Origin of the sequence: Pseudomonas sp. VA159-2 (assembly GCF_024126635.1) — a bacterium.
Lineage (GTDB): Bacteria > Pseudomonadota > Gammaproteobacteria > Pseudomonadales > Pseudomonadaceae > Aquipseudomonas > Aquipseudomonas muyukensis.
This window is the reverse complement of sequence record NZ_JAMYBV010000026.1, coordinates 1-25,494: the sequence shown is the minus strand read 5'-3', so window position 1 is coordinate 25,494 and position 25,494 is coordinate 1. Positions and strand designations below refer to the sequence as shown.

The following is a 25,494-nucleotide window of genomic DNA, read 5'->3' as shown; positions in this document are numbered from 1 at the left end:
TGCATGGCATTCGAAACCATCCTGTTGGACATCCACGGCAAGGTCGGCCTGATCACCCTCAACCGTCCCCAGGCGCTGAACGCCCTGAACGCGCAGATCGTCGGCGAGATCAACCAGGCCCTGGACCAGCTCGAGCGTGATCCGAACATTGGCTGCGTGGTGCTGACCGGTTCCGCCAAGGCCTTCGCCGCCGGTGCCGACATCAAGGAAATGGCCGAGCTGCAGTACCCGCAGATCTACGTCGACGACCTGTTCAGCGACGCCGATCGCATCGCCAACCGACGCAAGCCGATCATTGCCGCGGTGTCCGGCTTCGCCCTGGGCGGTGGTTGCGAGCTGGCGATGATGTGCGATTTCATCCTCGCCGCCGACAACGCCAAGTTCGGCCAGCCGGAAATCAACCTGGGCGTGCTGCCGGGCATGGGCGGCACCCAGCGCCTGACCCGCGCGGTGGGCAAGGCCAAGGCCATGGAACTGTGCCTGAGCGGTCGCCTGATGGGCGCCGAGGAGGCCGAGCGGGCAGGTTTGGTGGCGCGTATCGTGCCGCAGGCCGAGCTGCTGGAAGAGGCCCTGAAGGTGGCCGCGACCATCGCCGGCAAGTCGATTCCGGTGAGCATGATGGTCAAGGAAAGCGTCAACCGCGCCTTCGAAGTGACCTTGAGCGAAGGCGTGCGCTTCGAGCGGCGGGTGTTCCATGCCGCGTTTGCCACCGAAGACCAGAAGGAAGGCATGGCGGCGTTCATCGCCAAGCGCGAGGCGCAGTTCAAGGACCGTTGAGCCCGGCGGGGCGCTGGCAGGCCAGCGCCCCTTGGGTATTACAGGCTGAAGAAGTACGCGCTGGCGGCTGCCGTGGTAATCGGCGCGCGGTAGACTTCGGTGGTCGTGCCGTTGGCCTCGGTCACCTGCTGGCCTGCGGCATGGCGTTGAGCCAGGCTCTTCAGGTGCCCCGCGGTGAAGTCGACCTTGGCAGCCTCAAGGGCCGGGTAGTGGAAGTGGGCATACCACAACACCTTGCCATCATGGCTGATGCTGTATTCGTCAAGGAAGTCGGCAGGGCGCCCCTTGACCCTGGCCAGGCGTACCCGGGGGCCGACCTTCGCCAGTTGCACCTGGCCTTGCTCGATCAGAAATTGCACTTCGTTCATGCGCGGCCGCTGCGCCAGGGCTGCCGCTATCCGTAGCTGGCTGGCCTTGCGTTGCAGTTCCTCGGCCAAGGCACGCAAGGCTTTGGCGGTGCCCTCGGCGTCCAGCCCCTTGACGCCTTCGTCGGTGGCATTGTCCTGGGTCAGGCGTGCCTCGATGGCGTCGACCTGTCTGAGCAAACGCGCTTGTTGATGGAGGATGGATTCTTCGATCTCCACCGGCAGGTAGCGGTTGCCCGCGTGCTGGATGTTCGCCAGCTCCTTGCGCGCCGTGCTCATCAACCCCGAGCTGTCCTTCAGCAGGCGCTTGAGGCTGCGCTCGCTGGAGGGTTGCGCTACCTTGGCGGGCTTGAGCTCTACCCAGTTGCCTTGCTTGAGATGATAAGTCCGCGTCGGCGTCTTGCTGTCCGGGCCTGGCAAGTCGACGGTATTGGCATCCTCGGCGCGGGGTTCCGCCAGCAGGACACCGTGTTCGGCCGTTTCGATCAGCCCGGGAATCTTGCTGCGTAGTTGCGCCAGGGTGCGCACGGGAGGGTAGTCCGGTAGCTCCTTCAGGTCGCGCGCGACGTCGGCGAGGATTTCATCCAGTTCGCTTTGCAACTGTTGCAGGGTACGTAATGCGGCATCGCCTACAGTCAGATCGATCAGGTTGCCCAGTTGTCGGTTGGCGACCTCGAAGTGCCCCTTGATGCTGCGCAGCAAGCGCATGCTGACCTCGGGTTCCGGTTGCACCAGGTTGAACAGTTTGGCGCGCTGGGCGATCCCCAGTTGCACATTGTCCCAGAACCGGTCGCGCCAGTAGGGCGCATCGCCCTCCAGGCCGTGGACCAGGGTCATGCGATTGAGCAGTCCCTCCAGGCGCAGGAAACGCAGGATCAGTGCACGCTCAGCATTGGCGGTCACCGTTGCGGCCAGGTCTCGCCATTGGTTGATCTCAGGAAAGCGCGGGCCAGCCAGCTTGCCCAGTTCGTCCTGGCACTGACGCAGTAGCGTGTTGTTCTCGGTCATTCGCTCGAGCAGCGGCGTCAAGTTGTCCAGCCGCTGTGTGGCACTGCGCACGTCGGCCGCGCTGAGAGGCTGGCCTTGCTGTTGTTGTCGGGCAATTTGCAACAACTGCGCACGGTTTGGCTGGTAGCGCTGGTACAGAATCTTGTGCAGGACGCGTTGGCAGAAGCTGACGTTGTACAGCGCATAGGCATGGACCTTTCTGAAGTCCTTGACCGCCTGTAGTGCGTTACGGGTCTTCAGGTGTTCGAGGTGTTGTTGCCAATAGCTGGAGAGTGCGCTGATGCGGTCCTGGCAAGTGCTCAGTACGCTGTCATCGGTGGTGGCGCGTGCCAGGCTTTCGAGCGTGGTCATTTCCTGGAGCTTGGCAGGGAAGAGCGCCTTGTCGGCCTTGATCACGTCGTTGGCGGCACGCAGGGCGTCCTGCTTCCCCAGCTGGAGCTTGCGAAGCTGCTCCGACAGGGGCATGCCCCCCTTGAGACCGAGCCTCAGATCGAGTTGCCAGACCCCGACTTCATTACGGTACAGCCAGAATCCCTGGCTCTGGTCTGGGCCGATAATACGAATCCGCTTGCTCAAGGGGTCTTCCCTGACTTCGTAGACCTTACCTGCGACGATGCAATAGAACGTGGTCCGTAGCAGGTACAAACCTTGGTATTTGCCCGCCGGGATTTGCAAGCCAAGCAGCTCCTTGGCTGGGACAGCGGCACGTAACTTCTCAAGCGCCTGGTGTTGTTGCCCGCTCAGTCCGCGACCCGGGCGTGCCCAGTGAGCGTCAAGCAGGGAGTCGTGGGCACTGGTCACCTTGGGGGTAGGAACTTTGGAGGCTAGGGGCAATGAAGATTGCGCAGGGGCTGAAGGCGCACGCGCCTGCTCCAGGCGCAACCGGAAGATCGAGTGGGAAAACAGCAGCATGGCGATGTTCACCAGCAGGTCGACCATGGCCAGGCGGTGTTCTGTGGGGGTGCGCTTGCTGTCGGATGTGATGAATTGGGCCAAGGCAATTTCCATCTGCGCCAGCCAGGCGACCTTGCCCAAGGTACTGCCGGCCAGGGGCAGCAAGCTGTTGAACAGCAACCAGCCGAGTTCCTTCCAGCTGTTCCAGCGGGTTTGCGAGGTACTGACGGCCTGCGCCTCGAAGCGGGCGATGGATTCGTTCACACAGGCCAGGTAGAGCGCCTCGCCCACGTCATCCTCGGCAGGCTCAAGTGCCAGGCTGACCGGCGCCGGTGTACCGAACGGCACGGCGCTGGTGTCGTCCAGTGGCACGAACAGGTGTGGCTCGAGGAAGCCACCATGGGCGTAGAAGCGCCGATCCTCTGCCGGCAGGCGCTGTAGCAGGTCATCCTGCAAGTCCCCAGAGGTGCTGATGGCGACGAACAGCGCCATGCGGTCGCTGAAGTACAGCAGCGACTCTTCATGCAGGGGCCGATACAGCAGGCAAGCTTCGCCATCGGGTGCTTGCGCCTCAATAAGCCAGGTATTGCGCGGATGATCCACTGTGGCGCCAGGAGATTTGACGAAGCCCAGGGGGCGCATGACCCACCTGGGATCCGTCTTTGCAGGGTTGGACGAGAACACCTGGCCGACATGGTCGACGATTTGTCGGTCGGGGATCTTGCCTTGCAGGTGCAATTCCATGGCCAGCGCCGGCAGTTGTGCCCCAAGTTGTGCCTTGAGCAGTTGTTGTCGCTGCTGGCGCTGGGGCATGTCATCCAGCAGTTCGCGCCGCAGCAAGGCAGGGTAAGCAGTGGCGATATCCAGCTCGCTGATGAGCGTGTGCAGGTAACGTTCGGTCATCCACGTAGGCAGTGGGGTGGCAGTGGTGGACGTGAGTGTTACCCGCCCTGGCTTTAACAGTCCCAGGTTGCCGATGGCCAACTGTGCCAGCGTGAACTGGACTGGCGTTACCTCGCCACTGGTCACGATCGAACCTTGCACTGGCGCTGCGGCAGCGGTGACCTGGTAGTTGCTGACACGCACCTGCTCCGGCTTGCAGGCATCGCTGGGATGGTCGGCTGCCAGGCGCTGGGCCAGTTGTTGGTTGGCGTAGGCCTCGGCGGTGGGCACACCGTCCAGCCAGAAGCGTCCCTTGGCTTCGTGGTAGCGCTGCGCGACATCGATCAACAGGGTGCTGTAGTGCATCAAGGGGCGGCTCGGCGCATTGCGCAGCCACTCGGGCAGGTGCGCTGAGAGCGAACGGCGTTGAGCCTCCTCGATATCGCTGCACAAGTCGACCATGGAGGTGAAACGGTCTATGTCAAGGCTCAGGGTGATTGCATCCAGTGCGCTGTGGTAGCGCCCGGCAATGGTCTCGATAACGCGCAACTGTTGATTCAGCAGGCCCAGCGCCTGGTCCTCGAACACTGAAGGTGCGACGGGGGCGATATCTATGTGTAGCGGCGTCTGCGGGGTAGTGCTGGCGTGGTAACGGGCGATGGTCTCCAGCAGGTCCTGGCGTGAAGCGAAGCTGAGCAGTTTACCGCTCAGGGTGTAGAGCAGGGTCAGGTCACGCGCCGGCTCGCCATCGGTGTGCTCGATGAGCACCGCGCTGGCTAGATCCACGTCGAGGTTGCTGTTGTTCGCGTAATCGACCCGCAGGCCGGAAACAACCAGACCATTGGCATTTGGCCATTGACTGCGTTGGGCCGACCCGGGGTAGTCATGCACCAACTTGGCGGTCGCCAAGGCGAACGTGGGCAAGCTGCCCGCCGCGTGGTGAGCATCGATGGCGGTTTGCAGTTGTTGGCGCAGATCGTTGCTGTACCACTGCCAAGGGGTTTCGCCGCTGCTGTCGAATAGGCTCCAGTACCTGGCCAGTTGCTGTTGGTGAACGGTGAGCAGCACAGGCCCGGTCTCGTTGATGAGCAACTCGACCTTGTGCAGGTCGATGGCCAGCGTGGCATCGTCGTCCGGGCTGGCAATCAGGGTGTCGGCGCCCACTGTCAGGTTAAGGGTGCGGCGCCGGCAGTAACGTTCGACCAGTACTTGTGCCAGAGGTCTGGTATAGGTGTAGTTGGTGTGTTCGTGGCGCGTTTTCAGGAACAGGTTCAGCGGATCGTACTGACGGCTCAGGTGGCGTTCTTGCCATTGGTCGAAAAGCAGATACTCGGCGGTCTCCAGCAAGGTCGGGCGATCGTTGAAGCGCTTGGCGACCTTGCAGTCGAGACGGCTGAATTGTGCCAGGCGTTGTTGCAGGTTGTCGTTCATGGCGGTGGCCTTTGGGTGAGGACGTCCCATCAAGCCCGGTTCTGCCTGCTGCCGTGCGCTAGTCAACTACCGCACCACGGCGCCCGTTGCTGGCCAGACAAGTCGACATTTGTTGCGGCATATTGCCTGCTCGCGCCTACCAGGCGCGCAGCGCCGTGAAAATCCGACACCAGCGGGCAGATTCCTGGTGATTTCAGTCAATTCCTCCGTCATTTGTGTTGCCCACCGCCGCTTGGCACCTTAGACTGCCGCCCCCTGTAAAAGAGTGCCGGTTGGCGCTTGAAGAATTCCGTCGCCGCCGCAGCGTCGTCGGCGGCAACCGAATCGCCCATATGCACATTTTTTCATAGAGAAATCGATGACCAAGGAACAGTTGCTGGCCATGTCGGCCGATGACTACATGAACGCCGAGCAGCTCGCGTACTTCACCGCGCTGCTACAGGCGATGAAAGTCGAAACCCACGAGCGCATCGAACTCAGCCGCACCGCCATCGAGAGCCTGGATACCCCGTCGGATCCCGCTGACGTGGCATCGGTCGAGGAAGAACGCACCTGGCTGGTAAACGCCATCGACCGCGACCAGCGCCTGCTGCCGCAGCTGGAGATGGCCCTGGACCGCATCAACGACGAGAGCTTTGGCTGGTGTGATGACAGCGGTGAGCCGATCGGCTTGAAGCGCCTGCTGATCAGCCCGACCACCAAGTACTGCATCGAAGCCCAGGAGCGTCACGAACAGCTCGACCGCCACCAGCGGCAGATCTGATCCAACGCCTTGCGCAAGGCCCCACGGAGCGATCCCTGGGGCCTTCGTGTTTTCTTGTCTTGTATCAAGCGTGGCCGCCTTGTGCCTGAGGGTGCCTGGATAATGGCGTTATAGTGGCGTTTAATGACGTCACAAAAACGACATGCGGATGGACCACGAAGATGATGCGAGAAGGATCTCTGTCGACGGTAGCGCCCGTGCCTGCGCGAACCCTGAACGGTATCGCCCTGGTGCAGGGGGTGGCTGTGTGCGCGCTGCTGGCAGCCATGGCCTACGCTGGGCTGGCCTTGTACCTGGCCATACCCTTGGGGTTGCTGGTGCTGTGGCTACCCCATGGGCGACGCCCGCGGCCGTTGCAGGCGGCACCGGCGCAAGGGCAGAGCGGCGAGCTGCTGCAGGAGTTGGCGCGCGGTACCAGCCACAACGCCCTGTCGGCCGCGGCGGTGGCCCACTCGGTGCAACAATTGGCGGCTCGGGTGCAGTCGCAACTGGGCGCCGCCCAGGAGATCGTCGGCAGCGCCGAGATCATGATCAGTACCGAACAGGTCACCGCCCAGCTCAGCCAGCAAGCCCTGGAGGCCGCGCGCTCGGCCCATGGCAGTAGTGTGGCAGGTAGCGTGGTACTCGCCGAGTCGATCCAACGCATGCGTGACCTGAGTGCCCGGGCCAGCGCCAGCCGCGAACTGATCGAGGCGCTGCACCAGCGCAGCGAAGACATCGCCCGGGTCACCCTGGTGATCCAGGCCATTGCCAGCCAGACCAACCTGCTGGCCCTCAACGCCGCCATCGAGGCTGCGCGGGCCGGTGAGCACGGCCGTGGCTTCGCGGTGGTCGCCGACGAAGTCCGTGGCCTGGCCGGGCGCACCGCCAGTGCCACCGAGGAGGTGGGGCAGATGGTGGCGGACATCCAGGCGCGCACCGCCCAGGTCGTGGCGCAGATTCGCGGGCTGGCCGATGACCTTGGCCAGGGCGTCGAGCAAGTCGAGCACACTGGCGGGCAATTGGCGCACATCGCCGAGCTGGCTGCCAGCGTCGAAGGGCAGGTGGGTGAGATCGCCGAAGGTACGCAGACCAATCAGGTGCAGCTCGATACCCTGTTCCTGGCCGTGGCCCAAGTGCGCAGCGACCTTGAGGTCAGCGACCAGCAAACCCGGCGGCTGGCCAAGGCAGCGGTGCAAATGGAGGGGCAGGTCGAAAGCCTCAGCGAGCGCCTGGCCGAAGTCGGGCTTGATGCCTATCACCAGCGGGTCTTCGAGCTGGCCCAGGAGGGTGCGCGGCAAATCGGCGAGCGCTTCGAGGCCGATATCGAGCAGGGGCGGATCAGCCTTGACGACTTGTTCGATCGGCACTACCGGCCGATCCCCGGTATGCTGCCGCCGCGCTTCAGCACGCGTTTCGACCAGTACACCGACACGGTGCTGCCGCAGATCCAGGAGCCGCTGTTGCAGCATGACGGGTTGGTCTATGCCATCGCCTGCACCCAGCAGGGCTATGTGCCCACCCACAATAACGCTTTCAACCGGCCGTTGACCGGTGATGCGCAACACGACACCGCGCATAACCGCAGCAAGCGCACCTTCGACGATCGCACGGGTATCCGCTGCGGTAGCCACCAACAGCGGGTGCTCTTGCAAACCTATACCCGCGATACGGGTGAGCTGATGCACGATCTGTCGGTGCCGATCTTCGTTCAGGGGCGGCATTGGGGTGGGTTGCGCCTGGGTTATCGCCCGGAGCTGGGGCTGGATTGACTTGCCTTTGTTGCCTTGGCTGCAATACAGCTGTGCTGGCAGGCGCTTTCCTTTGCTTCCGGCAGGCCGTATCATGCGCACATCGTTAGGTTGCTAATTAAATTCCGGAGGGAATGATGAATAGCCGAGTCGATGTGGCGGTGATGATCGGTAGTGGTGTACCGCGGTCGTTCCAGGCGGTGGGCAGGCGGCTGTGCTGGGTGGTGCTGGTCGATGGCGAACGCCGCGGCACGGCATTCGCCAGCCGCGACGAGGCGCTGGAGTGCCAGGCGGCTTGGCAGGCGCAACTGGCCAGGTGCCACGTTGCCTGAGATTCAGCGTTCGAAGTGGCGAGCCAGTTCGCAGGCATCCTCGTGACGCTGGCGAAACCCTCGTACCCGGCCGGTGTCGCGTTCGGCGATATGATAGAAGGCAATACCGGCGGGAATGACGATGTAACGGGGTATTCCCAGACACGAATTGTTGCGTGCCTCTCGACGGGTTTCGGTATTTTCGTGCATATTCGTTCCCCTGTAATGCGCGACTGAAGCTCAGTGGCCCTTTCTGGCGAAAGCGGTGACACTGTTTGTCGCATCCTTTCTGGCTTTTTTACTGTCAGACATTACGTTTCCTATTACGGAATCATGCCGAAGCTTACTTCGCGCCGCCTTGCAGTGGCTGGGTGAATCCTTTCCCGGTTGCGTGCAAGGTTTGCCGCGCGGATGCTTCGTTGCCTGGTTTCACGGCCCTGCGGGCCTGACTAATAAGTGGCAGCCACCTGACGCGACAGGCGTATGTGGCGTGGCCGGTTGCAATCGATGTGAGGAGCCTTTCATTGGCAGTCAGTACTCTGGATACCCATGCCCTGTTCGCCTTGGGCGACTTGCGCGCCAAGTTGGTCAAGCTGTTCCATGGGCGTTTCATCTATGTTACCGAGCAGAACCCGGATGGCCTGTACATGGCCGAGATCGACACCGATGAGGCGATGGTGGTCGATGACAAGCAACGCCTGGAGCTGAAGGTGGGTGACCACTTTCGCGCCGCCGTGCTGCCTAGCCGCGAAGGCGGCAAGCTGGAACTGCGTTTTCGCGAGATCAAGTTGAACGTCTATGGCCAGGGCGATTACGCCTTTGTCTCGGTGCCCGAGGGCGACGGAATCGTGTTTCGCGATGGCCACGGCGTGATGCTGGTATTCGCCGCGCAGCAACAGGTGCAGGAAGGCCTGGGCAAGTTGCTCAAGGCAGTGACCGGCAAGGTCGCCAAGTGGCGCAAAGGCGAGCTGACCACCTTCAAGGCCAGCGAGTGAGCGAGTCCCGGGCGGACTTTCACCGGCAGTATCAGGCCCAGGCGATCCAGGAGGCCGAACGGCTGTTGGCGCGGCGTGATGCACTGCAAGGCGCCTGGCTCGACTGGGTGGCGGGTGAACTGTATCGGCTCAAGCCTGCGCCCTATGCGGCAATGGTGCGGCGTGAGCTGCAGCGTTTGAGCCAGGCCTGATCAGCCCTGAAATTCCAGTTTGCGCGTACCGCTCATGGCTACCATTCAGGGTTATCACCTCAGTTGCCGCGGTCGCGTCCGCTGCTGACTTCTTCGGGTACCGCTTCGCCCGAGGTGCGCTTGCGAAACAGCGCCGCCCGCGCCAGCAACAGTGTGGTGACCGGCACGGTGATCGACAGCAGGATCGGAATCAGCCAGGCATGCAGCACCGGGCTTTGCTTGAGCAGCGAAAAGTACAGGATCGAGGCCAGGGCCACGCACCAGGCGCCGATGGTCGAGGCCAGCGCGGGCGGGTGCATGCGTTGGAAGAAGTCCTTCAGGCGCAGCATGCCGATGGCGCCGACCAGGGCGAACAGGCTACCCAGCAACAACAGGGCAGAGACCAGCAATTCCAGCCAGAACGGCAGTTCGACGGTTTCAGTCATTCGATCACCTCGCCACGCAGCAGGAACTTGGCCAGGGCGAACGAGCCGACAAAGCCGAACAGGGCGATCAGCAGCGCGCCCTCGAAGTAGGTATCACTGGCGTAGCGAATCCCCAGCACCAGCATCATCAACATGCCCAGGATGTACAGGTAGTCCAGCGCCAGCACCCGGTCCTGGGCGGATGGCCCGCGGAACAGTCGGATCAGCGCCAGGCCCATGGCCAGGGCGAAGATGAACAGGCTGGCGAGGACGGCATTGGCAAGCAGGCCGCTCATTCGAAGATCTCCATCAGCGGGCGTTCGTAGGTGTGCTTGAAGTGCGCGATGAAAGCCGCCTCGTCCTCCAGGTCGAACACATGCAGGAGCAGTACGCTGCGGTCCAGCGCCAGTTCCGACCAGACCGTGCCCGGCACCACTGTAGTGATCATCGACAAGGCTGCCAGCCCATGGGCATCGCGCAGCGTTAGCGGAATGTGCACGAACGCCGAGCGCGGCGGCGTACTACTGGCGCGCAGCACGCCACGGGCCACCTGCAGGTTTGAGAGGATCACATCGGTACCGACCCGGCAGATCAGCCGGGCGATCGTCAGTGGCCGGCGGACGTGGGCATGCTGCGGGCGCAGTGGCGCCATCAGGATGGGCGCCAGCACCCCCAGCGCGGCAGCCAGCAGCAGGTTGCCCGGGCTCATCGACAGGTTCAGCAGCAGCCACAGGGCGAACAGCGCCAGCGACAGCAGCGGCGCGGGGAACAGGCGGTTCATGGTGTCACCTCGGCGCTGGCGGTGGTCGGGCCGGGCTGCGGCCGGGTCGCCATCACCGCTTCGATGTAGCGGTCAGGCGCCTGCAGGTTGGCGGCGGTGTCCTGGGTATAGCGCAGCAGCGGCTCGGCCTTGAGGCTGAGGAAGATGCACAGGCCCAGGAGCATGACGATGGGCAGGCACTCGAAGCGGCGCAGCACCGGCGAAGGACGCTCTTCGGGCTTCCAGAAGCGTTGGATGCCGACGCGCCCGAAGGCGATCAGCGAAGCCATGCCCGAGAGAATCAGCAGGCCGACCAAGGCCCAGCCCGCCGCGCCCAACGGTTGCTCGGGGGCGATACCCAGGCCGTTGGGGTTGAACAGCGCGCTGATCAGGTTGAGCTTGCCGATGAAGCCCGACAGCGGCGGCATGCCGATGATCAACAGGGCGCAGGCAATGAAACTCAGGCCGAGGAAGGCCATGGTCCAGGGAATGATCTGGCCGATCACCGCCTTCTGCTCGTCGTCGAGGTTGATGCCCTTGGGTGGGTGCAGCGACTCGAGCGGTGAGGGCATGACATCTTCTTCGTCATCCAGCGGCGCCTCGTTGGCCGAGCGCGAGCGCTCGACCAGCTCGGCCAGCAGGAACAGCGCGCACAGCGCCAGGGTAGAGCTGGCCAGGTAGAACAGCGCGGCGCCGGTCAGTACCGCTTGGCCGAAGCCGATGGCGGCCATCAGGGTACCGGCCGAGACCAGGATGCTCAGGGCCGCCAGGCGCTCCAGGCGCTGGGCGGCGAGGATCGACGCCGCGGCCACGGCAAGGGTCGCCAGGCCGCCGTACACCAGCCATTCGCCGCCGAACTGCGCCGAGGCCCCGGCTTGGCCGGAGAACAGCAAGCTCCACAGGCGCAGCACGGCGTACAGGCCGACCTTGGTCATGATCGCGAACAGTGCGGCCACCGGTGCACTGGCCGAGGAGTAGGCCGGCACCAGCCAGAAGTTCAGCGGCCAGATCCCGGCCTTGGCCAGGAAGGCGATGGCCAGGATTGCCGCGCCGGCGTGCAGCAGGCCGCGGTCGGCCTCGGGGACCAGGGGGACCTTCAGTGCCAGGTCGGCCATGTTCAGGGTGCCGGTCACGCCATAGAGCATGGCCGCGCCCACCAGGAACAGCGACGAGGCGAACAGGTTGATGGCGATGTAGTGCAGGCCGGCCTTGACCCGCGCGCGCCCCGATCCGTGCAGCAGCAAGCCGTAGGAGGCTGCCAGCAGCACTTCGAAGAACACGAACAGGTTGAACAGGTCGGCGGTGAGGAACGCACCGTACAGGCCCATGAGCTGGATCTGGAACAGCGCGTGGAAGCTGGCCCCGGCACCATCCCAGCGGGCGCGGGCGAACAGCAGCGCGCTGCTGCCGACGATGCCGGTCAGCACCAGCAGCAGCGCTGAAAGGTGGTCGACCACCAGCACGATGCCGAACGGCGCCGGCCAGTTGCCCGGCAGGTAGACACCGATGGACTCGGCCTGGCCCTGGGTACGCACCCAGGTCAGCAGGGTGATGGCGATGCCGAGCCCGGCGAAGGTGGACAGCAGGTTCAGCCGCGCCTTGAGCCAGCGGTGCTTCTCGCCGATCAGCAGCATCAGCGCCGCGGTGATCAGCGGCAGCAGGATCGGGGCAATGATCAGTTGACTCATCCCGCTCATTCTTCACGCTCCCGACCGTCGACGTGGTCGGTGCCGGTCAGCCCGCGTGACGCCAGCAGCACCACCAGGAACAGCGCGGTCATGGCAAAGCTGATGACGATGGCGGTAAGCACCAGCGCCTGGGGCAACGGGTCGGTGTAGTGCAGCAAATCCTGCGGCACGCCGTCCTTGATGATCGGCTCGCGGCCGATGAACAGGCTGCCCATGCTGAAGATGAACAGGTTGACGCCGTAGGACAGCAGGCACAGGCCCATGATCACCTGGTAGGTCCGTGGGCGCAGCACCAACCATACCCCGGAGGCGGCCAGCACGCCGATGGCGACTGCAATGACTTCTTCCATCAGGCGGCTCCTGCTTGGCTGGATTTACCGGGATTGCCCGGGCGGTAGGCGCGTACCGACTGGTGCGCCAGGGCGGTGAGGATCAGCAGGGTCGAGCCGACCACCACGGTGTACACGCCGATGTCGAAGAACAGCGCGCTGGCCACGTGCACGTCACCCAGCAGCGGCAGGTGCAGGTGGGCGGTGTGGGTGGTCAGGAACGGGTAGCCGAGCAGCATCGCCCCGGCGCCGGTGAGGGTGGCGCAGAGCAGGCCCGTACCCATCCAGCGCAGCGGACGCAGGCTCATCTGCGCCTCGACCCACTGGGTGCCGGCGACCATGTACTGGAGAATGAACGCCACCGACATCACCAGGCCGGCGACGAAGCCGCCGCCCGGCTGGTTGTGGCCGCGCATGAACAGGTACATCGATACCAGCAGGGCGATCGGCAGCAGCAGGCGCACCAACGCGGCCGGCACCATCATGAAGCCCAGCGCGGTATCGGTGGCGTGGCGCGGGTTGACCAGGTCGGTGACCACGTCCGGTGCCAGCTGACGCTGCTGGGCGGGCAACTGCATGCTCTCCTTGGGTGGGCGGAAGCGGCGCAGCAGGGCGAACACGGTCAGGGCCACCGCCACCAGCACGGTGATCTCGCCGAGGGTGTCGAAGCCGCGGAAGTCCACCAGCATCACGTTGACCACATTGGTGCCGCCACCTTGCGGCAGGGCGCGGCTGAGGTAGAACGAGGAGATGTCGTTGGGTGTTGGGCGGGTGAGCATGGCGTACGACAACAACGCCATGCCGCCACCCACCAGCACCGCCAGCACCAGGTCGCGCAGGCGCCGCAGGCGCGCGCGGTCCTGGCTGCCGGGCAGTGGCGAGACGCCTTCGATACGCCGTGGCAGCCAGCGCAGGCCGAGCAGGATCAGCACGGTGGTCACCACCTCGACCGCCAACTGGGTCAGGGCCAGGTCGGGGGCAGAGAACCAGACGAAGGTGATGCAGGTCATCAGGCCGCAGACGCCGACCATGATCAGCGCCGCCAGGCGATGGTACTTGGCCTGGTAGGCGGCGCCAATGGCGCAGGCAATGGCGATCAGCCACAGCGCGACGAACACGCCGGATCCAGGAATCTTCGGCCGGTCGCCCCAGCTCAGGCCGCTGTACAGCAGCGGCACCAGGCCGGCGATGAAGGCCGCCAGCACCAGCATGAACAGCTGGGTCTGCAGGCGGCGGGTGGTCAGCAGCCGTTCGAGGTGACGGGCCAGCAGCATCAGGCGGACCAGGCCGTGTTCGAACAGGCGCTTGCCGTTGAACCGCTCGATCAGTGGCGGGTAGGGGAAGCGGCCGCGTTGCAGCTGCTTGCGCAGCAGCAGGTAGAGGACGATGCCGCCGCACATGGCGATCAGGCTCATGATCAGCGGGGCGTTCCAGCCGTGCCAGATGGCCAGGCTGTACTCAGGCAGGGTGCCGCCGACCACCGGCAGGGCGGCGGCGGCCAGCAGCGGGCCGACCGATTGTGCCGGGAAAATGCCGACCACCAGACAGGTGAGCACCAGCAGCTCGACCGGCGCGCGCATCCAGCGCGGCGGTTCGTGGGGGGTGTGCGGCAAGTCCTGGGCCGGCGGGCCGAAGAACACATCGACCGTGAAGCGCAGCGCGTAGGCCACGCTGAAGGTCCCGGCCAGGGTGGCGATCACCGGCAGCGTGGCCTCGACCCAGGCGGTGGAGCTGATGAACACGGTCTCGGCGAAGAACATCTCCTTGGACAGGAAGCCGTTCATCAATGGCACGCCGGCCATCGAGGCACTGGCGACCATGGCCAGGGTGGCGGTGAACGGCACCAGCCGGAACAGGCCGCTGAGGCGGCGGATGTCACGGGTGCCGCTTTCGTGGTCGATGATCCCCGCGGCCATGAACAACGAGGCCTTGAAGGTGGCGTGGTTGAGGATGTGGAACACCGCGGCCACGGCCGCCAGCGGGCTGTTCAGGCCCAGCAGCAGGGTGATCAGGCCCAGGTGGCTGATGGTCGAATAGGCCAGCAGGCCCTTGAGGTCGTTCTGGAACATCGCGGCGAAGGCGCCGAGCAGCAAGGTGGCGGCGCCGGCGCCGCCGACGATCCAGAACCATTCCTCGCTGCCCGAGAGCACCGGCCACAGGCGCGCCAGCAGGAACACCCCAGCCTTGACCATGGTCGCCGAGTGCAAGTAAGCCGAGACGGGGGTGGGCGCCGCCATGGCATGGGGCAGCCAGAACTGGAAGGGAAATTGCGCGCTTTTACTCAACGCGCCGAGCAGGATCAGGGGCAGCAGCACCGGGTACAGCGCATGCTGGCGGATGGTGTCGCCGGCAGCCAGAACCTTGTCCAGGTCATAGCTGCCGACCACATGGCCGAGCAGCAGGGCCCCGACCAGCAGGCACAAGCCGCCGGCCCCCGTGACCATCAAGGCCATGTAGGCACCGCGGCGGGCGTCGGCGCGGTGGTGCCAGTAGCCGATCAGCAGGAACGAGAACAGGCTGGTCAGCTCCCAGAAGAACACCAGCTGGATCAGGTTGCCGGAGATCACCAGGCCGAGCATGGCGCCCATGAACGCGAGGAAGAACGCGAAGAACCGCGGCACCGGGTCTTGGGGCGACATGTAGTAGCGGGCGTACAACGACACCAGGGTGCCGATGCCCAGCACCAGCAGGCTGAACAGCCAGGCGAAGCCATCCATGCGCAGCACCAGGTTCATGCCCAGGCTGGGCAGCCATAGCAGCTCCTCGCGGATGACCCCGCCGTGGGCGACTTGCGGGTACAGCAACGCTACCTGGATGGTGCCGACCAGGGCCACGAGCCCGGCGAGAATGGACTCGGCGTTACGTGCGTTGTGCGGCAGGACAGCCGCCAGGCAACTGCCCACGAAGGGCAGAAGCAATAGCACAATCAATGACATAGCGTTCTGTTCTGGAGAAGTTTGCCAAGGATCATACGTGCCGGTCGGTTGATCACCAACACGCAAGCGGTTGCAGGATCCTACAAATGTGCTGTGACACGCTGTTTTTTTATAACAGTTTTTTACAAAGCATAGCGGCTGAGCGCGCGCCCGTGGGGCTGCTTTGCAGCCCATCGCCGGCAAGCCGGCTGCCACAGGGCTGGCTCAGGGCATGAGGCTGCCGGGGGGGGGTTACAGTCCCGCCTCGCGCTGACGCGGCTCATCGTCCTGCAAGGCGTCGGCTGGATCCTGACGGCGAATCTTCAACTCGCTCACCACCACGGCCAGCACGATCAGCAGGCCGCCGATCAGGGCCACGCCTGGCAGGCGCTCGCCGGCAATACGCCCGACAATCCCGGCCCATACCGGCTCGCCGGCATAGATCAGCGTGGCGCGGGTCGGCGAAACCGACTTCTGCGCCCAGTTCATCGCCACCTGGATCACCGCGCTCATCGCCCCCAGGCCCACGGCGCTGGCTACCAGCAACCAGGAAAAATCGGCAATGCGCTCCTGGGTCGGCACGATCATCAGAAACGCCAGCGCCGAGGCAGTGGCCAGTTGCACTACGGTGACCCGACGCACGTCCACCTTGCCGGCGTAGCGGCTGATCAGGATGATCTCGCCGGCGATCGCCACGGCGCTGACCAGGGTCACCAGTTCGCCCTCGCTGAAATGCAGCGAGCCGCCCTCGGGGCCGGCCAGCAGCATCAGGCCGACGAACGCCAGGCCGATGCCGATGCTTGGCATCAACCCCGGGCGACGCCCCAGCACCAGCCATTGCAGCAGCGGCACGAACGGCACGTACAGCGCGGTGATGAAGGCCGACTGGCTGCTGCTGATGCTTTGCAGGCCCATGGTCTGCAGGCCGTAGCCAAGCATGATCGACACGCCGATGAGCAACCCGGCCTTGAGCTCGGTGAAGGTCAGCCCCGCCAGCGAGCGTGCCGAAACCAGCCCGACGAACAGGGCGGCGGCGGCGAAGCGCAGGCCGACGAAGAACATCGGCCCGCTGACGGTCATGACGTTGTGCACGATGAGGAAGGTGCCGCCCCAGAGCATGGTGATGAACACCAGCACCAGTTCGGCCTTGCTCAGGCGGAAGGTGACGGCGGCTGTGTGGGGGGCGCTCTGGCTCATGGTCTTGCGTGCTCGGAAGGGGCGGCGCACAATTCGCCGCAAAGTGGGCAGTATACTGCGCAGCCCCTCCCAGTGAGCAATATAGTGCACAAAGATTCCGAGCACCGGGCTTCGGTGTTGCAGCATGTCAGCCAGAACGTTCGCCGCTTGCGTGGCGATGCTGGCCTGAGCCAGAGCGCCCTGGCCGAGCGTTCCGGGGTCAGCCGGCGCATGCTCGTGGCCATCGAGGCGGGCGAGAAGAATGTCAGCCTGACCACCCTCGACCTGATCGCCGAAGCGCTGGGGGTGGCCTTCAGTACGTTGATCCAGGCGCCGGAGCGCCGAGACCCCAGCCGCATCGACGAGCTGGCCTGGGCTGGCGAGCACCCCGCCAGCCGAGCGGTATTGCTGGGCAGCAGCCCGGCACGGCGCGAGGTGGAGCTTTGGGAGTGGACCCTGGCGCCTGGCGAATGCTATGCCAGCGAAGCCGACGCGGCCGGCTGGAGCGAGCAGATCTACGTGGCCGAAGGCTGCCTGACCCTGATCATGGAGGGCGGCGAGCGGCGGTTGGCCCAGGGCGAGTTCTTTGTCTTCCCCAGCGATTGCCGCTACGCCTACCGCAATGACGGCGAGGTAAGCGTGCGTTTTGTCCGCAACGTGGTGATCTGAGCGCATCGCCCACTGCCACCTGTAGGCGCCGAGCAGGAGGGCAGCGGTGTCAGGGTCGGCTTTCAGGCACGCAGCAGCTCGTCGGTGCTCACCACCTCGGCATAGGCAAAGGCCAGCGCCGCCATCGACGTGGCCTGTACCTGCGCCGCCGGCACCTGCTTGCCAGCGAAGTCCAGGGCCAGGGTGGCGCAGGCGTCGTGGGCCACCTTGACGGCGTAACCGAAGTCCACCGCGGCGCGTACGGCCGCATCGATGCACATATGGCTCATGCTGCCAACGATGCTCAGGCTGGTAATGCCGTGCTGATCGAGCACCGCCTTGAGCTCGGTGTCGCGAAAGGCGTTCACCTGCTGCTTGAGCAGCACCGGCTCACCCGGCGCCGGTGCCACCTTGGGGTGGATCTGCGCCCCCGCCGAACCCGGGGCGAAGAACGGCGCATCGCTGTTGGCGAACTCATGGCGCACATGCACCACCAGCTCACCCCGTTCACGCGCTGTCGCCAGCAGGCGCGCTGCGTTGTCGGCGGCGGCGTCGGCACCGTCCAGGGTCCATTTGCCGCCAGGGAAGTAGTCGTTCTGGATATCGATGATGATCAGGGCCTGCTTGCTCATGGTGCCTCCTGCGGCAGTAGTGATGAACTGCCGATAGTTATAGGCTTGGCCGACCTGTTTGAGGATTGGCGCGAGCGACACAATGACGGCAAAAACTGACAGCCTGGAAATCGGCGTGCTGTGCTACCCCGGCGCGCAAAGTGCGGCCGTGCACGGCATGACCGACCTGTTCGCGGTGGCCAATCGGGTGGCCGGGCAGCTGGGCGATCACGAGCTGCCGGCGCTTCGGGTCAGCCACTGGCAGCTCGAGGCCAGTGGGCAGTTGCAGGTGATCGCGGATACGCACCCTGGCCCCGGGCACGCCCTGCGCGCGCTGATGATCCCGCCGAGCCTGGCGGCCACGCCATCGGCCGAGTTGCTGCAGGCCCATCGCGCGGCGCTGTGTGCACTGCATGCCCAGGGCGTGGTGCTGGCTTCGGTGTGCATCGGCGTATTCCTCATCGCCGGCAGCGGCCTGCTCGATGGACGTCCGGCATGCACCCACTGGAACTACGCCCAGGCCTTGAGCGAGCGCTTTCCCCAGGTGCGGGTGCAGGGCAGTCAGCCACTGCTCGATGATGGCGATATCGTCACCTCGGCGGGGCTGATGGCCTGGACCGATCTGGGGCTGCACCTTATCGAGCGTTTCGTCGGCCATGGTCTGGCCCGCGAAACCGCGCGCTACCTGTCGGTCGAACCCGCGCCCGCGCCGTTGCCGGGGGCGCTGTTCCAGCCCCGGCTGGAGCATGGCGATGAGGCGGTGCTGAAGGTTCAGCATTGGCTGCAAGGCGATGAAGCTCGCGCAGCCAGCCTGGCGGACATGGCGCGTTGCGCGGGCCTGGAGCCACGCACCTTCCTGCGCCGTTTTCGCGCCGCCACCGGCTTGCGTCCCACCGAATATGCCCAGCAGGTCCGGGTGGGTCGCGCTTGCCGCTTGCTGGAGTTCACCCGGCGCAGCGTCGAGCAGATCGCCTGGGGCGTTGGCTACCAGGATCCTGGCGCCTTTCGCAAGGTGTTCCAGCGCCTGACCGGCATGACCCCCAGCGACTACCGGCGACGGTTCGCGGTGGTCTGCGGCTGAGCCTCAGGCCTGGCTGGGCGGATGCGGCCCTGGGCCTTCGTCGGCCAGCCGGTCATGGTGATTGCGCAGCGGGCACTCTTTCAGCGACATGCAGCCACAACCAATACAGCCATCGAGCTGGTCACGCAGCATGAGCATTTCGTCGATGCGCCGGGTCAGGTCCTCGCGCCATTGCGCCGACAGGCGCTGCCAGTCCCCGGCGGTGGGGGGGTGGTCGCAGGGCAGGGTGTCCAGGGCCCTGGCGATGTCGCCCAGGGCAATACCCAGGCGCTGGGCCATCTTGATCACCGCCACCCGGCGCAACACCGCCCGCGGGTAGCGGCGCTGGTTGCCGGCATTGCGAGTGCTGTGGATCAGCCCCTTGGTTTCGTAGAAGTGCAGGGCGGTCACCGCCACGCCGCTGCGGGCCGCCAGTTGTCCGACGCTGAGCAGGCGGTTCTGGGAGGAGGGCGATTTCATCGGCAAGAAAATCCTTGACCTTGAGTTAACTGGAGGTTTTACCCTCCTCGACCATCTGCTGCAAGTGTCCGAAACGAGGAGATCCGCGATGGCGGCCAACACCCATTCCCTGTGGTTCACCCAGATGATCGAGTACAACGTGCCCGCTCTGCGCCAGGAGGCGCTGGCCGAGGCCCTGGTCAGCCGTAGCGAGCAGTTGGCGCAGCGCTGCGCCGGGTTGCTGCATGTCAGTATCCAGGTCAGTGACGACGGCCAGCGAGTGCTGCAGCACCTGCAGTGGCAGTCACGCCAGGCCTGGGCGGCGGCGGCGGGCTATTTCGTCGAGGAGCCGTTCCTCGACCTGTTGTGCCAGCACCAAGCCCGCGGGGTGAACTTCGCCGCGTACCAGACGCTGCGCAGCCTGGTACGCGGCGCCGATGGCGGCTTGCATTGCCAGGTTGGTGCGGCTCAGGCGTACCAGGGCGCGTAGTGCGGGTAGCGGTCGAGGCGGGCGCCGATGACCATCTCACTGATCCAGGCGGCGAGGATCGCGCTGTAGGCCTTCTGGCTCTGTTCGCTGGACAGCGCATGGTCGGCGCCATCGACCAGACGATGGGTCATCGAATGGGCGCTGACGAAGGCCGAGCGGTAGCTCATCAGTGTGCTGTGCGGCACGTAGTCGTCCTGCTCCGACTCCACCAGCAGCACGTCGCCGCCGAATTCGGCGCAGGCCGCCAGGGCGCGGTTGTCGGTCGGGCCCAGGCTGCGCAGGCGATAGGCGCTCAGGCGCTGGCGGTCGAGGCCCTGCTTGGGCGTGTTCCACTCATCGTCCCAGTACAGCGCCGGCACCCGCAGGGCCAGCCACTTCACGGCCCGACGGGTGCTCAGCAGTGTCGCCAGGTAACCGCCGTAGCTGCTGCCGATCACGGCGATCGCACTGGGGTCTACCGAGGGGTGGCCGGCCAGGCGGTCGTAGGCGGCCAGCAAGTCGTCGAGGTTCTGTTCGCGGGTGACGGTCAGGCGCTGGCTTTCGGTTTTTTCGTGACCGCGCAGGTCGAAGGTCATGCACACACAGCCCAGCCCGGTGATCTGCCGGGCGCGGGCAAGGTCGCGTTGCTGGCTGCCGCCCCAGCCATGGACGAAAAGGATGCCCGGCATGCGGCTGCCGGGGCTGACCAAAGTGCCGGCAATGGTTTCGCCTGCGACCTGCAGTTCGATGCTTTCACTCTCTACGGTCATGGTCGCGGATCCGTGCATACTTGCTGAGTTGTCCGAGTTCACTGTCATCCCCCTGGTAGAAAAGCGTGGCGTCGGCCGGTAGCGGGCAGGCGCCGAACACTTCGTGGGTCGAGGCGCGCAGCGCCTGCAGCGCCGGATCGGCGGCAAACGCCAGCAGCGCCAGCACTTCGGCGCTGCTGGCGCCGCCGATGCGCCAGGACTGCTCCAGCACGCCGCTGCGCAGGTGCCCATGGCTGTCCTGGCCACGGGCGATGTCGTAGTTGCGGCGCGAGGCGAGCAAGCCCGGGAAGTGCCGCTCGGCGGCCTGCTCGTAGCGAACGGCCTGGTTGACCGCCAGGCGCACAGTATCCTCCAGCGGCAACTGCAATAATTGCAGATAGTCGCCGCGCACGATCACCAGGTCCGAGCCGCCGTAGACGTCACTGCCGTCGTGGTCCTGGGTGAGTTGCTGGGTGCCGTGGTAGCTCAAGGTCAGGCCGGCGACGCGCACCTGGCCGACGCTGAAGGTCTGGACGGCGCTCAGGTCCTCTTCCAGCACCAGCCCCCACAAACCCAGGGCCTGTTCATCCATGCCCGCAAGTATCGGCTCCAGCGCCTGGAGATCTTCGATTACCTGTTGCCCGCGCCCAGCGCAGGCCTGTACCGGCTTGATCCGCACCTTGCCCTCGCGCAACAGCAGGGCGGCGGCGCGCCGGGCATCCTGCTTGGCGAACACCGTGTAGCCACGCAGCAGGGCATCACTGGCCTGCTGGGCGAAACCGTCGGTCCAGCCCGGCGGGAAGCAGGCGCCCGCAGGCAGCGGATGGGAGATGGCCTTGGTTGCCATGAAGGGCTGGCTGACCAGGCCACCAAACAGGTCGTCCTCGCTTTCGATACCTAACGGCTGGTAGCGCGCGGGGTCGATCAGTGTCTGGGTCGGGACGTGATAGAGCCCTGCGCCGGCCTGCGGTGACGGCGACGGCTGCTGGTGCTCGACGCCCAGCAACTGTGCCAGGCAGTCGGCGAGCTTGAGGTGCACCGCATGCTCGTGCTCCGGTGTGTGCTCGCGGTTGTCGAGCAGCACGACAGCGGTTTTCGGCCCGCGGGTGGTGGGCATGGCTGGCCTCGCGTGCGTACGGTAGGTAAAGGCTGTGAGGGGCTGACCGACGGTTGGTTCAGCCTCGCTGATCGACGGTCGACAGGGCACTTGGGGCAATGCATGCCTTGTTACGGTCGTGGAGATTGCGGGCGCAGGCCGGCTGTTTCATTATCGACGGCCTGGATCAGTCGAGATGTGTTCGCAGGAGTGCGCATGAACAGTCAGTCCCCCCTTCAGCAAAGCGTGCCGGCCCGTTTGGCCCGCGTGCGCGAAGTCATGGCCAGCGAGGGCGTGGATGCCCTGTTGGTGCCGTCCGCCGACCCGCACCTGTCCGAGTACCTGCCTGGGTATTGGCAGGGGCGCCAGTGGTTGTCCGGGTTCCAGGGTTCGGTCGGCACCCTGGTGGTGACCCCTGACTTCGCCGGGCTATGGGCCGACAGCCGTTACTGGGAGCAAGCGCAAAAAGAGCTGGCCGGCAGCGGTATCGAGCTCATGAAGTTGCGCCCTGGGCATCCCGGTGCATTGGAGTGGCTGGGCGAAAAGGGCGGTACCGTCGCCGTGGATGGGGCGGTGCTGGCGCTGGCTTCGGCGCGCCAGTTGAGCGAGCGTCTGCAAGCCCGCAATGGGCGGTTGCGCAGCGATCTGGATGTGCTGGGCAAGGTCTGGAATGATCGCCCTGCACTGCCTGCGAACCCGGTGTACCAGCACCTGGCGCCCCATGCCACGGTCAACCGCGCGGAAAAACTCGCCGAGCTGCGCAATACCTTGCGCGACAAGGGGGCCGACTGGCATTTCCTCGCCACACTCGACGATATCGCCTGGCTGTTCAACCTGCGGGGCAGTGATGTTTCCTATAACCCGGTGTTCGTCGCCTTTGCCCTGGTCAGCCAGGACCAGGCCCTGCTGTTTGTTGGCGCGGGCAAGGTGGACGGGCATTTGAGTAGCGTACTGGCGGCGGATGGAATCGAGGTGCGCGACTATCGCGATATCGACGCGGCGTTGAAGGCGATCGCCCCGGGCGCCAGCCTGCTGGTGGACCCGGCCCGGGTTACCCAGGGCTTGCTGGATAACCTCGATGCCCGGGTGCGCCTGATCGAGGGCGTCAACCCGACCACCCTGAGCAAGTCACGCAAGGGGGAGGGCGACCTGGTCCATATTCGCCAGGCCATGGAGCAGGACGGTGCGGCGCTGTGCGAGTTCTTCGCCTGGTTCGAAGCGCATCAAGGGCAGGCGCGGATCACCGAGCTGACCATCGACGAGCAGCTGAGCGCGGCGCGGGCGCGTCGCCCTGGCTACGTGTCGCTGAGCTTCTCCACGATTGCCGCCTACAACGCCAATGGCGCGATGCCGCATTACCGCGCCACCGAAGAATCCCACGCCGTGATCGAGGGTAATGGGCTGTTGCTGATCGACTCAGGTGGCCAATATCTCGGTGGTACGACCGACATTACCCGCATGGTGCCGATTGGCGAGCCGAGCCAGGCGCAAAAGGCCGACTGCTCGAGGGTACTCAAGGGCATGATCGCCTTGTCGCGGGCGCGTTTCCCCCGGGGCATCCTTTCGCCACTGCTCGATGCCATTGCCCGGGCGCCGATCTGGGCCGACCGGGTCGACTATGGACACGGTACCGGCCATGGTGTCGGCTACTTCATGAATGTGCATGAAGGGCCGCAGGTGATTGCCTACCAGGCCGTCCCGGCGCCGCAGACGGCGATGCAGCCAGGGATGATCAGCTCGATCGAGCCGGGTACCTACCGGCCGGGGGAGTGGGGCGTGCGCATCGAGAACCTGGTGGTCAATCGCGAGGCCGGTAGCAGCGAGTTTGGTGACTTCCTCGAGTTCGAAACGCTGACCCTGTGCCCGATCGATACGCGCTGCCTGCTGGTCGAGGCGCTCGGCAGCGAGGACATCGCCTGGTTGAACCGCTATCACCAGACGGTGCGCGAACGCCTGGCCCCATTGCTGAGCGGGGACGCGTTGGCATGGTTGGAACGGCGTACTGCGCCGATCTAACAGGCCGATCGGAAACTCAAAGGGCAGCTCCTGGCTGCCCTTTTCGTTATTTGCAGATCACGATCATACTGCGGCTGGTATAGCCTGCGGGGTTGATGCCAAAGACATAGTCGCCAGGCTCTTCGTCTGTGTCGCCTGAGCGGGCGATAACCTTGTAGCCTTTGCTGCTGCAGGAGCTAGCGGCCTTGTTGTAGCACTTCTCCCACGACGAGGAGAGCCCCGAGCAGTTGATATGCAGGCCTTTTTTCCCCCGCTTCACCTCGGTGTTGGCGGTTGCGGCGCATCCGGCCATGGCCAGAATGGCCAGGATGAGCAAAATACGTTTCATTCCTGTCCTTATGCGGCCCGACTACTTTGCGGGCCTGTCGTCAGCGCTTCGTGTCTTCCCTGATGTTCCCTGGCTTCCCTTTTCCGCCCAGTAGATAGCGTCATGATTATGATTTTATGACAGCTTAATCAGCGAAGCTGAGCGGTACAAGGATGAATAACCATTCAAATGAAAATATTTCTCAATTCAGTCGGCGGCCACCGGCGGGTTGCTTTCGCGCTTCATCGACAGGGTCGCCCCTACTGACGCGGTGATAATCGCAAGGATGGCCAGCCACTGCCAGAGCGTGAGCTGCTCGCCGAGGAACAGTAGCCCGGACAGCGCGCCGAATGCCGGCTCGATGCTCATCAGGGTGCCGAAGGTGCGGGCAGGCATGCGGGTCAGGGCGACCATTTCCAGGCTGTAGGGCAGGGCTGTGGAGAGTACCGCCACGGCCAGGGCCACCGGAAGCAGGGCGGGTGTCAGCAGGGCGCTGCCGGCATGGACGATGCCGATGGGGGCGACGAACAGCGCGGCGATCACCACGCCCAGGGCGGCGGTTTGGATACCGTTTTCAGCTCCGGCGCGTTGCCCATATAGAATGTACAGCGCCCAGCATACGCCGGCCCCCAGCGCGTAGCCGGCGCCAAGCGGGTCGATGCCGCCGCCGGTCTGGCCGACGGGTATCAGCAGCAGCAGGCCGATCACGGCCAGGGCGATCCAGACGAAGTCCAATGCTCGCCGCGAGGCCAGCAGCGCCACGGTGAGTGGGCCGGTGAACTCCAAGGCGACGGCGATGCCGAGTGGGACGCTGCGCAAGGACATATAAAAGAGAAAGTTCATCCCGCCCAGGGCCATGCCGTAGATGATCACGCTGCGCAGGGTGCTGGCATCCAGCCGTGCGCGCCAGGGGCGCAGCAACAGCACCATGATGATGCTGGCGAAGATCAGGCGCAGGGTGGTGGTGCCTTGTGCGCCGACGATGGGGAACATGCTTTTGGCCAGCGATGCGCCGGATTGGATGGAGGCCATGGCGATCAGCAGCAGACCGATGGGGAATAGCGTGGCGGCCAGGCTGCGTTGGGGGGTGTTCATGTTTGGGGAGGTCCGTGGTTGGGCGGGCAAGGTGCGCAATATAGTGCGCAATTGCGGGTAGGGGATGCAATGGCTGTGGCTATACAGATAGTGGTGAGGGGGTGATGTTTGGAGGTGTCTGGCTGGAGGTTGTGTTGGTGTTGAGGGTGTTCGCCGTTAGGCATTCAGCGCCTGGTAGATCGAGCGCCGCCCGCGCGGCGCTCGATCTGATAGGCGCTGCAAGGCTTATGGCGGGGCCCCTGGCGCCCCTGACGCGGTCCTTCCCCTAATTATTTGAAAATATTGGAATTAAAGGTTGACGCGGTTCCAGATCCCCTTATAATGCGCCCCACTTCCAGCGACAACGGAACGCGAAACTCCTTGAG

At 64.8% G+C, this 25,494-nt stretch carries 25 protein-coding genes; 10 read left to right on the top strand and 15 right to left on the bottom strand.

Annotated features, from left to right (window positions below; translation table 11 throughout):
* Window positions 1-3 precede the first annotated feature (3 nt).
* The gene (locus NJG22_RS20425; RefSeq protein WP_217848698.1) at window positions 4-777 is read left to right on the top strand and encodes an enoyl-CoA hydratase; all 774 of its coding nucleotides are present in this window, start codon (window positions 4-6) and stop codon (window positions 775-777) included.
* 38 nt (window positions 778-815) lie between these two features.
* Here NJG22_RS20425 and NJG22_RS20420 read toward each other — a convergent pair whose 3' ends face one another.
* On the bottom strand, window positions 816-5,357 hold the full coding sequence (locus NJG22_RS20420) for a hypothetical protein (RefSeq protein ID WP_253097251.1): 4,542 nt from the start codon (window positions 5,355-5,357) through the stop codon (window positions 816-818).
* A gap of 358 nt (window positions 5,358-5,715) precedes the next feature.
* Between NJG22_RS20420 and NJG22_RS20415 the strand changes: the two genes are divergently transcribed.
* The 3 genes from NJG22_RS20415 to NJG22_RS20405 all read left to right on the top strand — a co-directional run bounded on the left by NJG22_RS20415 (window position 5,716) and on the right by NJG22_RS20405 (window position 8,182).
* Window positions 5,716-6,120 (top strand): TraR/DksA family transcriptional regulator, encoded by a 405-nt coding sequence (locus NJG22_RS20415; RefSeq protein ID WP_253097249.1) that lies wholly within the window; start codon window positions 5,716-5,718, stop codon window positions 6,118-6,120.
* Window positions 6,121-6,386: 266 nt separating this feature from the next.
* The gene (locus tag NJG22_RS20410; RefSeq protein WP_253097348.1) at window positions 6,387-7,871 is read left to right on the top strand and encodes a methyl-accepting chemotaxis protein; all 1,485 of its coding nucleotides are present in this window, start codon (window positions 6,387-6,389) and stop codon (window positions 7,869-7,871) included.
* A gap of 116 nt (window positions 7,872-7,987) precedes the next feature.
* On the top strand, window positions 7,988-8,182 hold the full coding sequence (locus NJG22_RS20405) for a hypothetical protein (protein ID WP_253097246.1): 195 nt from the start codon (window positions 7,988-7,990) through the stop codon (window positions 8,180-8,182).
* 3 nt (window positions 8,183-8,185) lie between these two features.
* Here the strand turns inward: NJG22_RS20405 and NJG22_RS20400 are convergent, their stop codons facing one another.
* Window positions 8,186-8,371 carry a hypothetical protein gene (locus tag NJG22_RS20400; RefSeq protein WP_253097352.1) on the bottom strand — a complete coding sequence of 62 codons (186 nt, stop codon included), beginning with the start codon at window positions 8,369-8,371 and terminating at the stop codon, window positions 8,186-8,188.
* Between the two features lie 314 nt (window positions 8,372-8,685).
* On the opposite strand from NJG22_RS20400, the gene NJG22_RS20395 reads away from it, so the two are divergent.
* Window positions 8,686-9,156 (top strand): hypothetical protein, encoded by a 471-nt coding sequence (locus NJG22_RS20395; protein WP_253097244.1) that lies wholly within the window; start codon window positions 8,686-8,688, stop codon window positions 9,154-9,156.
* A complete protein-coding gene (locus tag NJG22_RS20390; protein ID WP_217848688.1) occupies window positions 9,153-9,347 on the top strand; it encodes a hypothetical protein in 195 nt (64 codons plus the stop codon). The genes NJG22_RS20395 and NJG22_RS20390 overlap by 4 nt, the downstream gene beginning before the upstream one ends.
* A 59-nt stretch (window positions 9,348-9,406) precedes the next feature.
* On the opposite strand, the gene NJG22_RS20385 is transcribed toward NJG22_RS20390, so the two are convergent.
* From NJG22_RS20385 to NJG22_RS20355, 7 genes are all read right to left on the bottom strand, one after another.
* Entirely contained in the window at window positions 9,407-9,772 is a 366-nt protein-coding gene (locus tag NJG22_RS20385) for a Na+/H+ antiporter subunit G (RefSeq protein WP_217848686.1), read from the bottom strand.
* Window positions 9,769-10,047 (bottom strand): K+/H+ antiporter subunit F, encoded by a 279-nt coding sequence (locus NJG22_RS20380; RefSeq protein ID WP_186660462.1) that lies wholly within the window; start codon window positions 10,045-10,047, stop codon window positions 9,769-9,771. Before NJG22_RS20380 ends, NJG22_RS20385 begins: the two co-directional genes overlap by 4 nt.
* A complete protein-coding gene (locus tag NJG22_RS20375) occupies window positions 10,044-10,532 on the bottom strand; it encodes a Na+/H+ antiporter subunit E (protein ID WP_253097243.1) in 489 nt (162 codons plus the stop codon). The genes NJG22_RS20380 and NJG22_RS20375 overlap by 4 nt, the downstream gene beginning before the upstream one ends.
* On the bottom strand, window positions 10,529-12,208 hold the full coding sequence (locus NJG22_RS20370; RefSeq protein WP_253097241.1) for a monovalent cation/H+ antiporter subunit D: 1,680 nt from the start codon (window positions 12,206-12,208) through the stop codon (window positions 10,529-10,531). The genes NJG22_RS20375 and NJG22_RS20370 overlap by 4 nt, the downstream gene beginning before the upstream one ends.
* On the bottom strand, window positions 12,205-12,549 hold the full coding sequence (locus tag NJG22_RS20365) for a Na+/H+ antiporter subunit C (protein ID WP_134692628.1): 345 nt from the start codon (window positions 12,547-12,549) through the stop codon (window positions 12,205-12,207). Before NJG22_RS20365 ends, NJG22_RS20370 begins: the two co-directional genes overlap by 4 nt.
* A complete protein-coding gene (locus NJG22_RS20360; RefSeq protein ID WP_253097233.1) occupies window positions 12,549-15,464 on the bottom strand; it encodes a monovalent cation/H+ antiporter subunit A in 2,916 nt (971 codons plus the stop codon). The genes NJG22_RS20365 and NJG22_RS20360 overlap by 1 nt, the downstream gene beginning before the upstream one ends.
* Window positions 15,465-15,695: 231 nt before the next feature.
* Window positions 15,696-16,640: a DMT family transporter gene (locus NJG22_RS20355; protein WP_253097225.1), complete on the bottom strand. Its 945-nt coding sequence runs from the start codon at window positions 16,638-16,640 to the stop codon at window positions 15,696-15,698.
* 84 nt (window positions 16,641-16,724) lie between these two features.
* Between NJG22_RS20355 and NJG22_RS20350 the strand changes: the two genes are divergently transcribed.
* Window positions 16,725-17,288, top strand: coding sequence for an XRE family transcriptional regulator (locus tag NJG22_RS20350; RefSeq protein WP_253097223.1), 564 nt, complete (start codon window positions 16,725-16,727; stop codon window positions 17,286-17,288).
* A gap of 62 nt (window positions 17,289-17,350) precedes the next feature.
* Here the strand turns inward: NJG22_RS20350 and NJG22_RS20345 are convergent, their stop codons facing one another.
* Window positions 17,351-17,899, bottom strand: a complete 549-nt coding sequence (locus NJG22_RS20345) for a cysteine hydrolase family protein (protein ID WP_253097221.1) — start codon at window positions 17,897-17,899, stop codon at window positions 17,351-17,353.
* An 82-nt stretch (window positions 17,900-17,981) separates the two neighbouring features.
* Here NJG22_RS20345 and NJG22_RS20340 point away from each other — a divergent pair, with 82 nt between their 5' ends.
* Window positions 17,982-18,959 (top strand): GlxA family transcriptional regulator, encoded by a 978-nt coding sequence (locus tag NJG22_RS20340; RefSeq protein ID WP_253097213.1) that lies wholly within the window; start codon window positions 17,982-17,984, stop codon window positions 18,957-18,959.
* Between the two features lie 3 nt (window positions 18,960-18,962).
* Here NJG22_RS20340 and soxR read toward each other — a convergent pair whose 3' ends face one another.
* A complete protein-coding gene (gene soxR / locus NJG22_RS20335) occupies window positions 18,963-19,418 on the bottom strand; it encodes a redox-sensitive transcriptional activator SoxR (RefSeq protein WP_290445298.1) in 456 nt (151 codons plus the stop codon).
* An 88-nt stretch (window positions 19,419-19,506) separates the two neighbouring features.
* Between soxR and NJG22_RS20330 the strand changes: the two genes are divergently transcribed.
* On the top strand, window positions 19,507-19,887 hold the full coding sequence (locus NJG22_RS20330) for an antibiotic biosynthesis monooxygenase (protein WP_253097209.1): 381 nt from the start codon (window positions 19,507-19,509) through the stop codon (window positions 19,885-19,887).
* Here NJG22_RS20330 and NJG22_RS20325 read toward each other — a convergent pair.
* A complete protein-coding gene (locus NJG22_RS20325) occupies window positions 19,866-20,636 on the bottom strand; it encodes an alpha/beta fold hydrolase (RefSeq protein ID WP_253097203.1) in 771 nt (256 codons plus the stop codon). The genes NJG22_RS20330 and NJG22_RS20325 overlap by 22 nt on opposite strands.
* Window positions 20,620-21,732, bottom strand: a complete 1,113-nt coding sequence (locus NJG22_RS20320) for a DUF3182 family protein (protein ID WP_253097201.1) — start codon at window positions 21,730-21,732, stop codon at window positions 20,620-20,622. Before NJG22_RS20320 ends, NJG22_RS20325 begins: the two co-directional genes overlap by 17 nt.
* A 195-nt stretch (window positions 21,733-21,927) precedes the next feature.
* On the opposite strand from NJG22_RS20320, the gene NJG22_RS20315 reads away from it, so the two are divergent.
* Window positions 21,928-23,727 carry an aminopeptidase P family protein gene (locus tag NJG22_RS20315; protein ID WP_253097191.1) on the top strand — a complete coding sequence of 600 codons (1,800 nt, stop codon included), beginning with the start codon at window positions 21,928-21,930 and terminating at the stop codon, window positions 23,725-23,727.
* Between the two features lie 46 nt (window positions 23,728-23,773).
* Here NJG22_RS20315 and NJG22_RS20310 read toward each other — a convergent pair whose 3' ends face one another.
* A complete protein-coding gene (locus NJG22_RS20310) occupies window positions 23,774-24,055 on the bottom strand; it encodes a hypothetical protein (RefSeq protein ID WP_134692638.1) in 282 nt (93 codons plus the stop codon).
* Between the two features lie 186 nt (window positions 24,056-24,241).
* Complete coding sequence (rhtA, locus tag NJG22_RS20305) at window positions 24,242-25,129, bottom strand: threonine/homoserine exporter RhtA (protein WP_253097189.1); 888 nt, start codon at window positions 25,127-25,129, stop codon at window positions 24,242-24,244.
* Window positions 25,130-25,494: the final 365 nt, after the last annotated feature.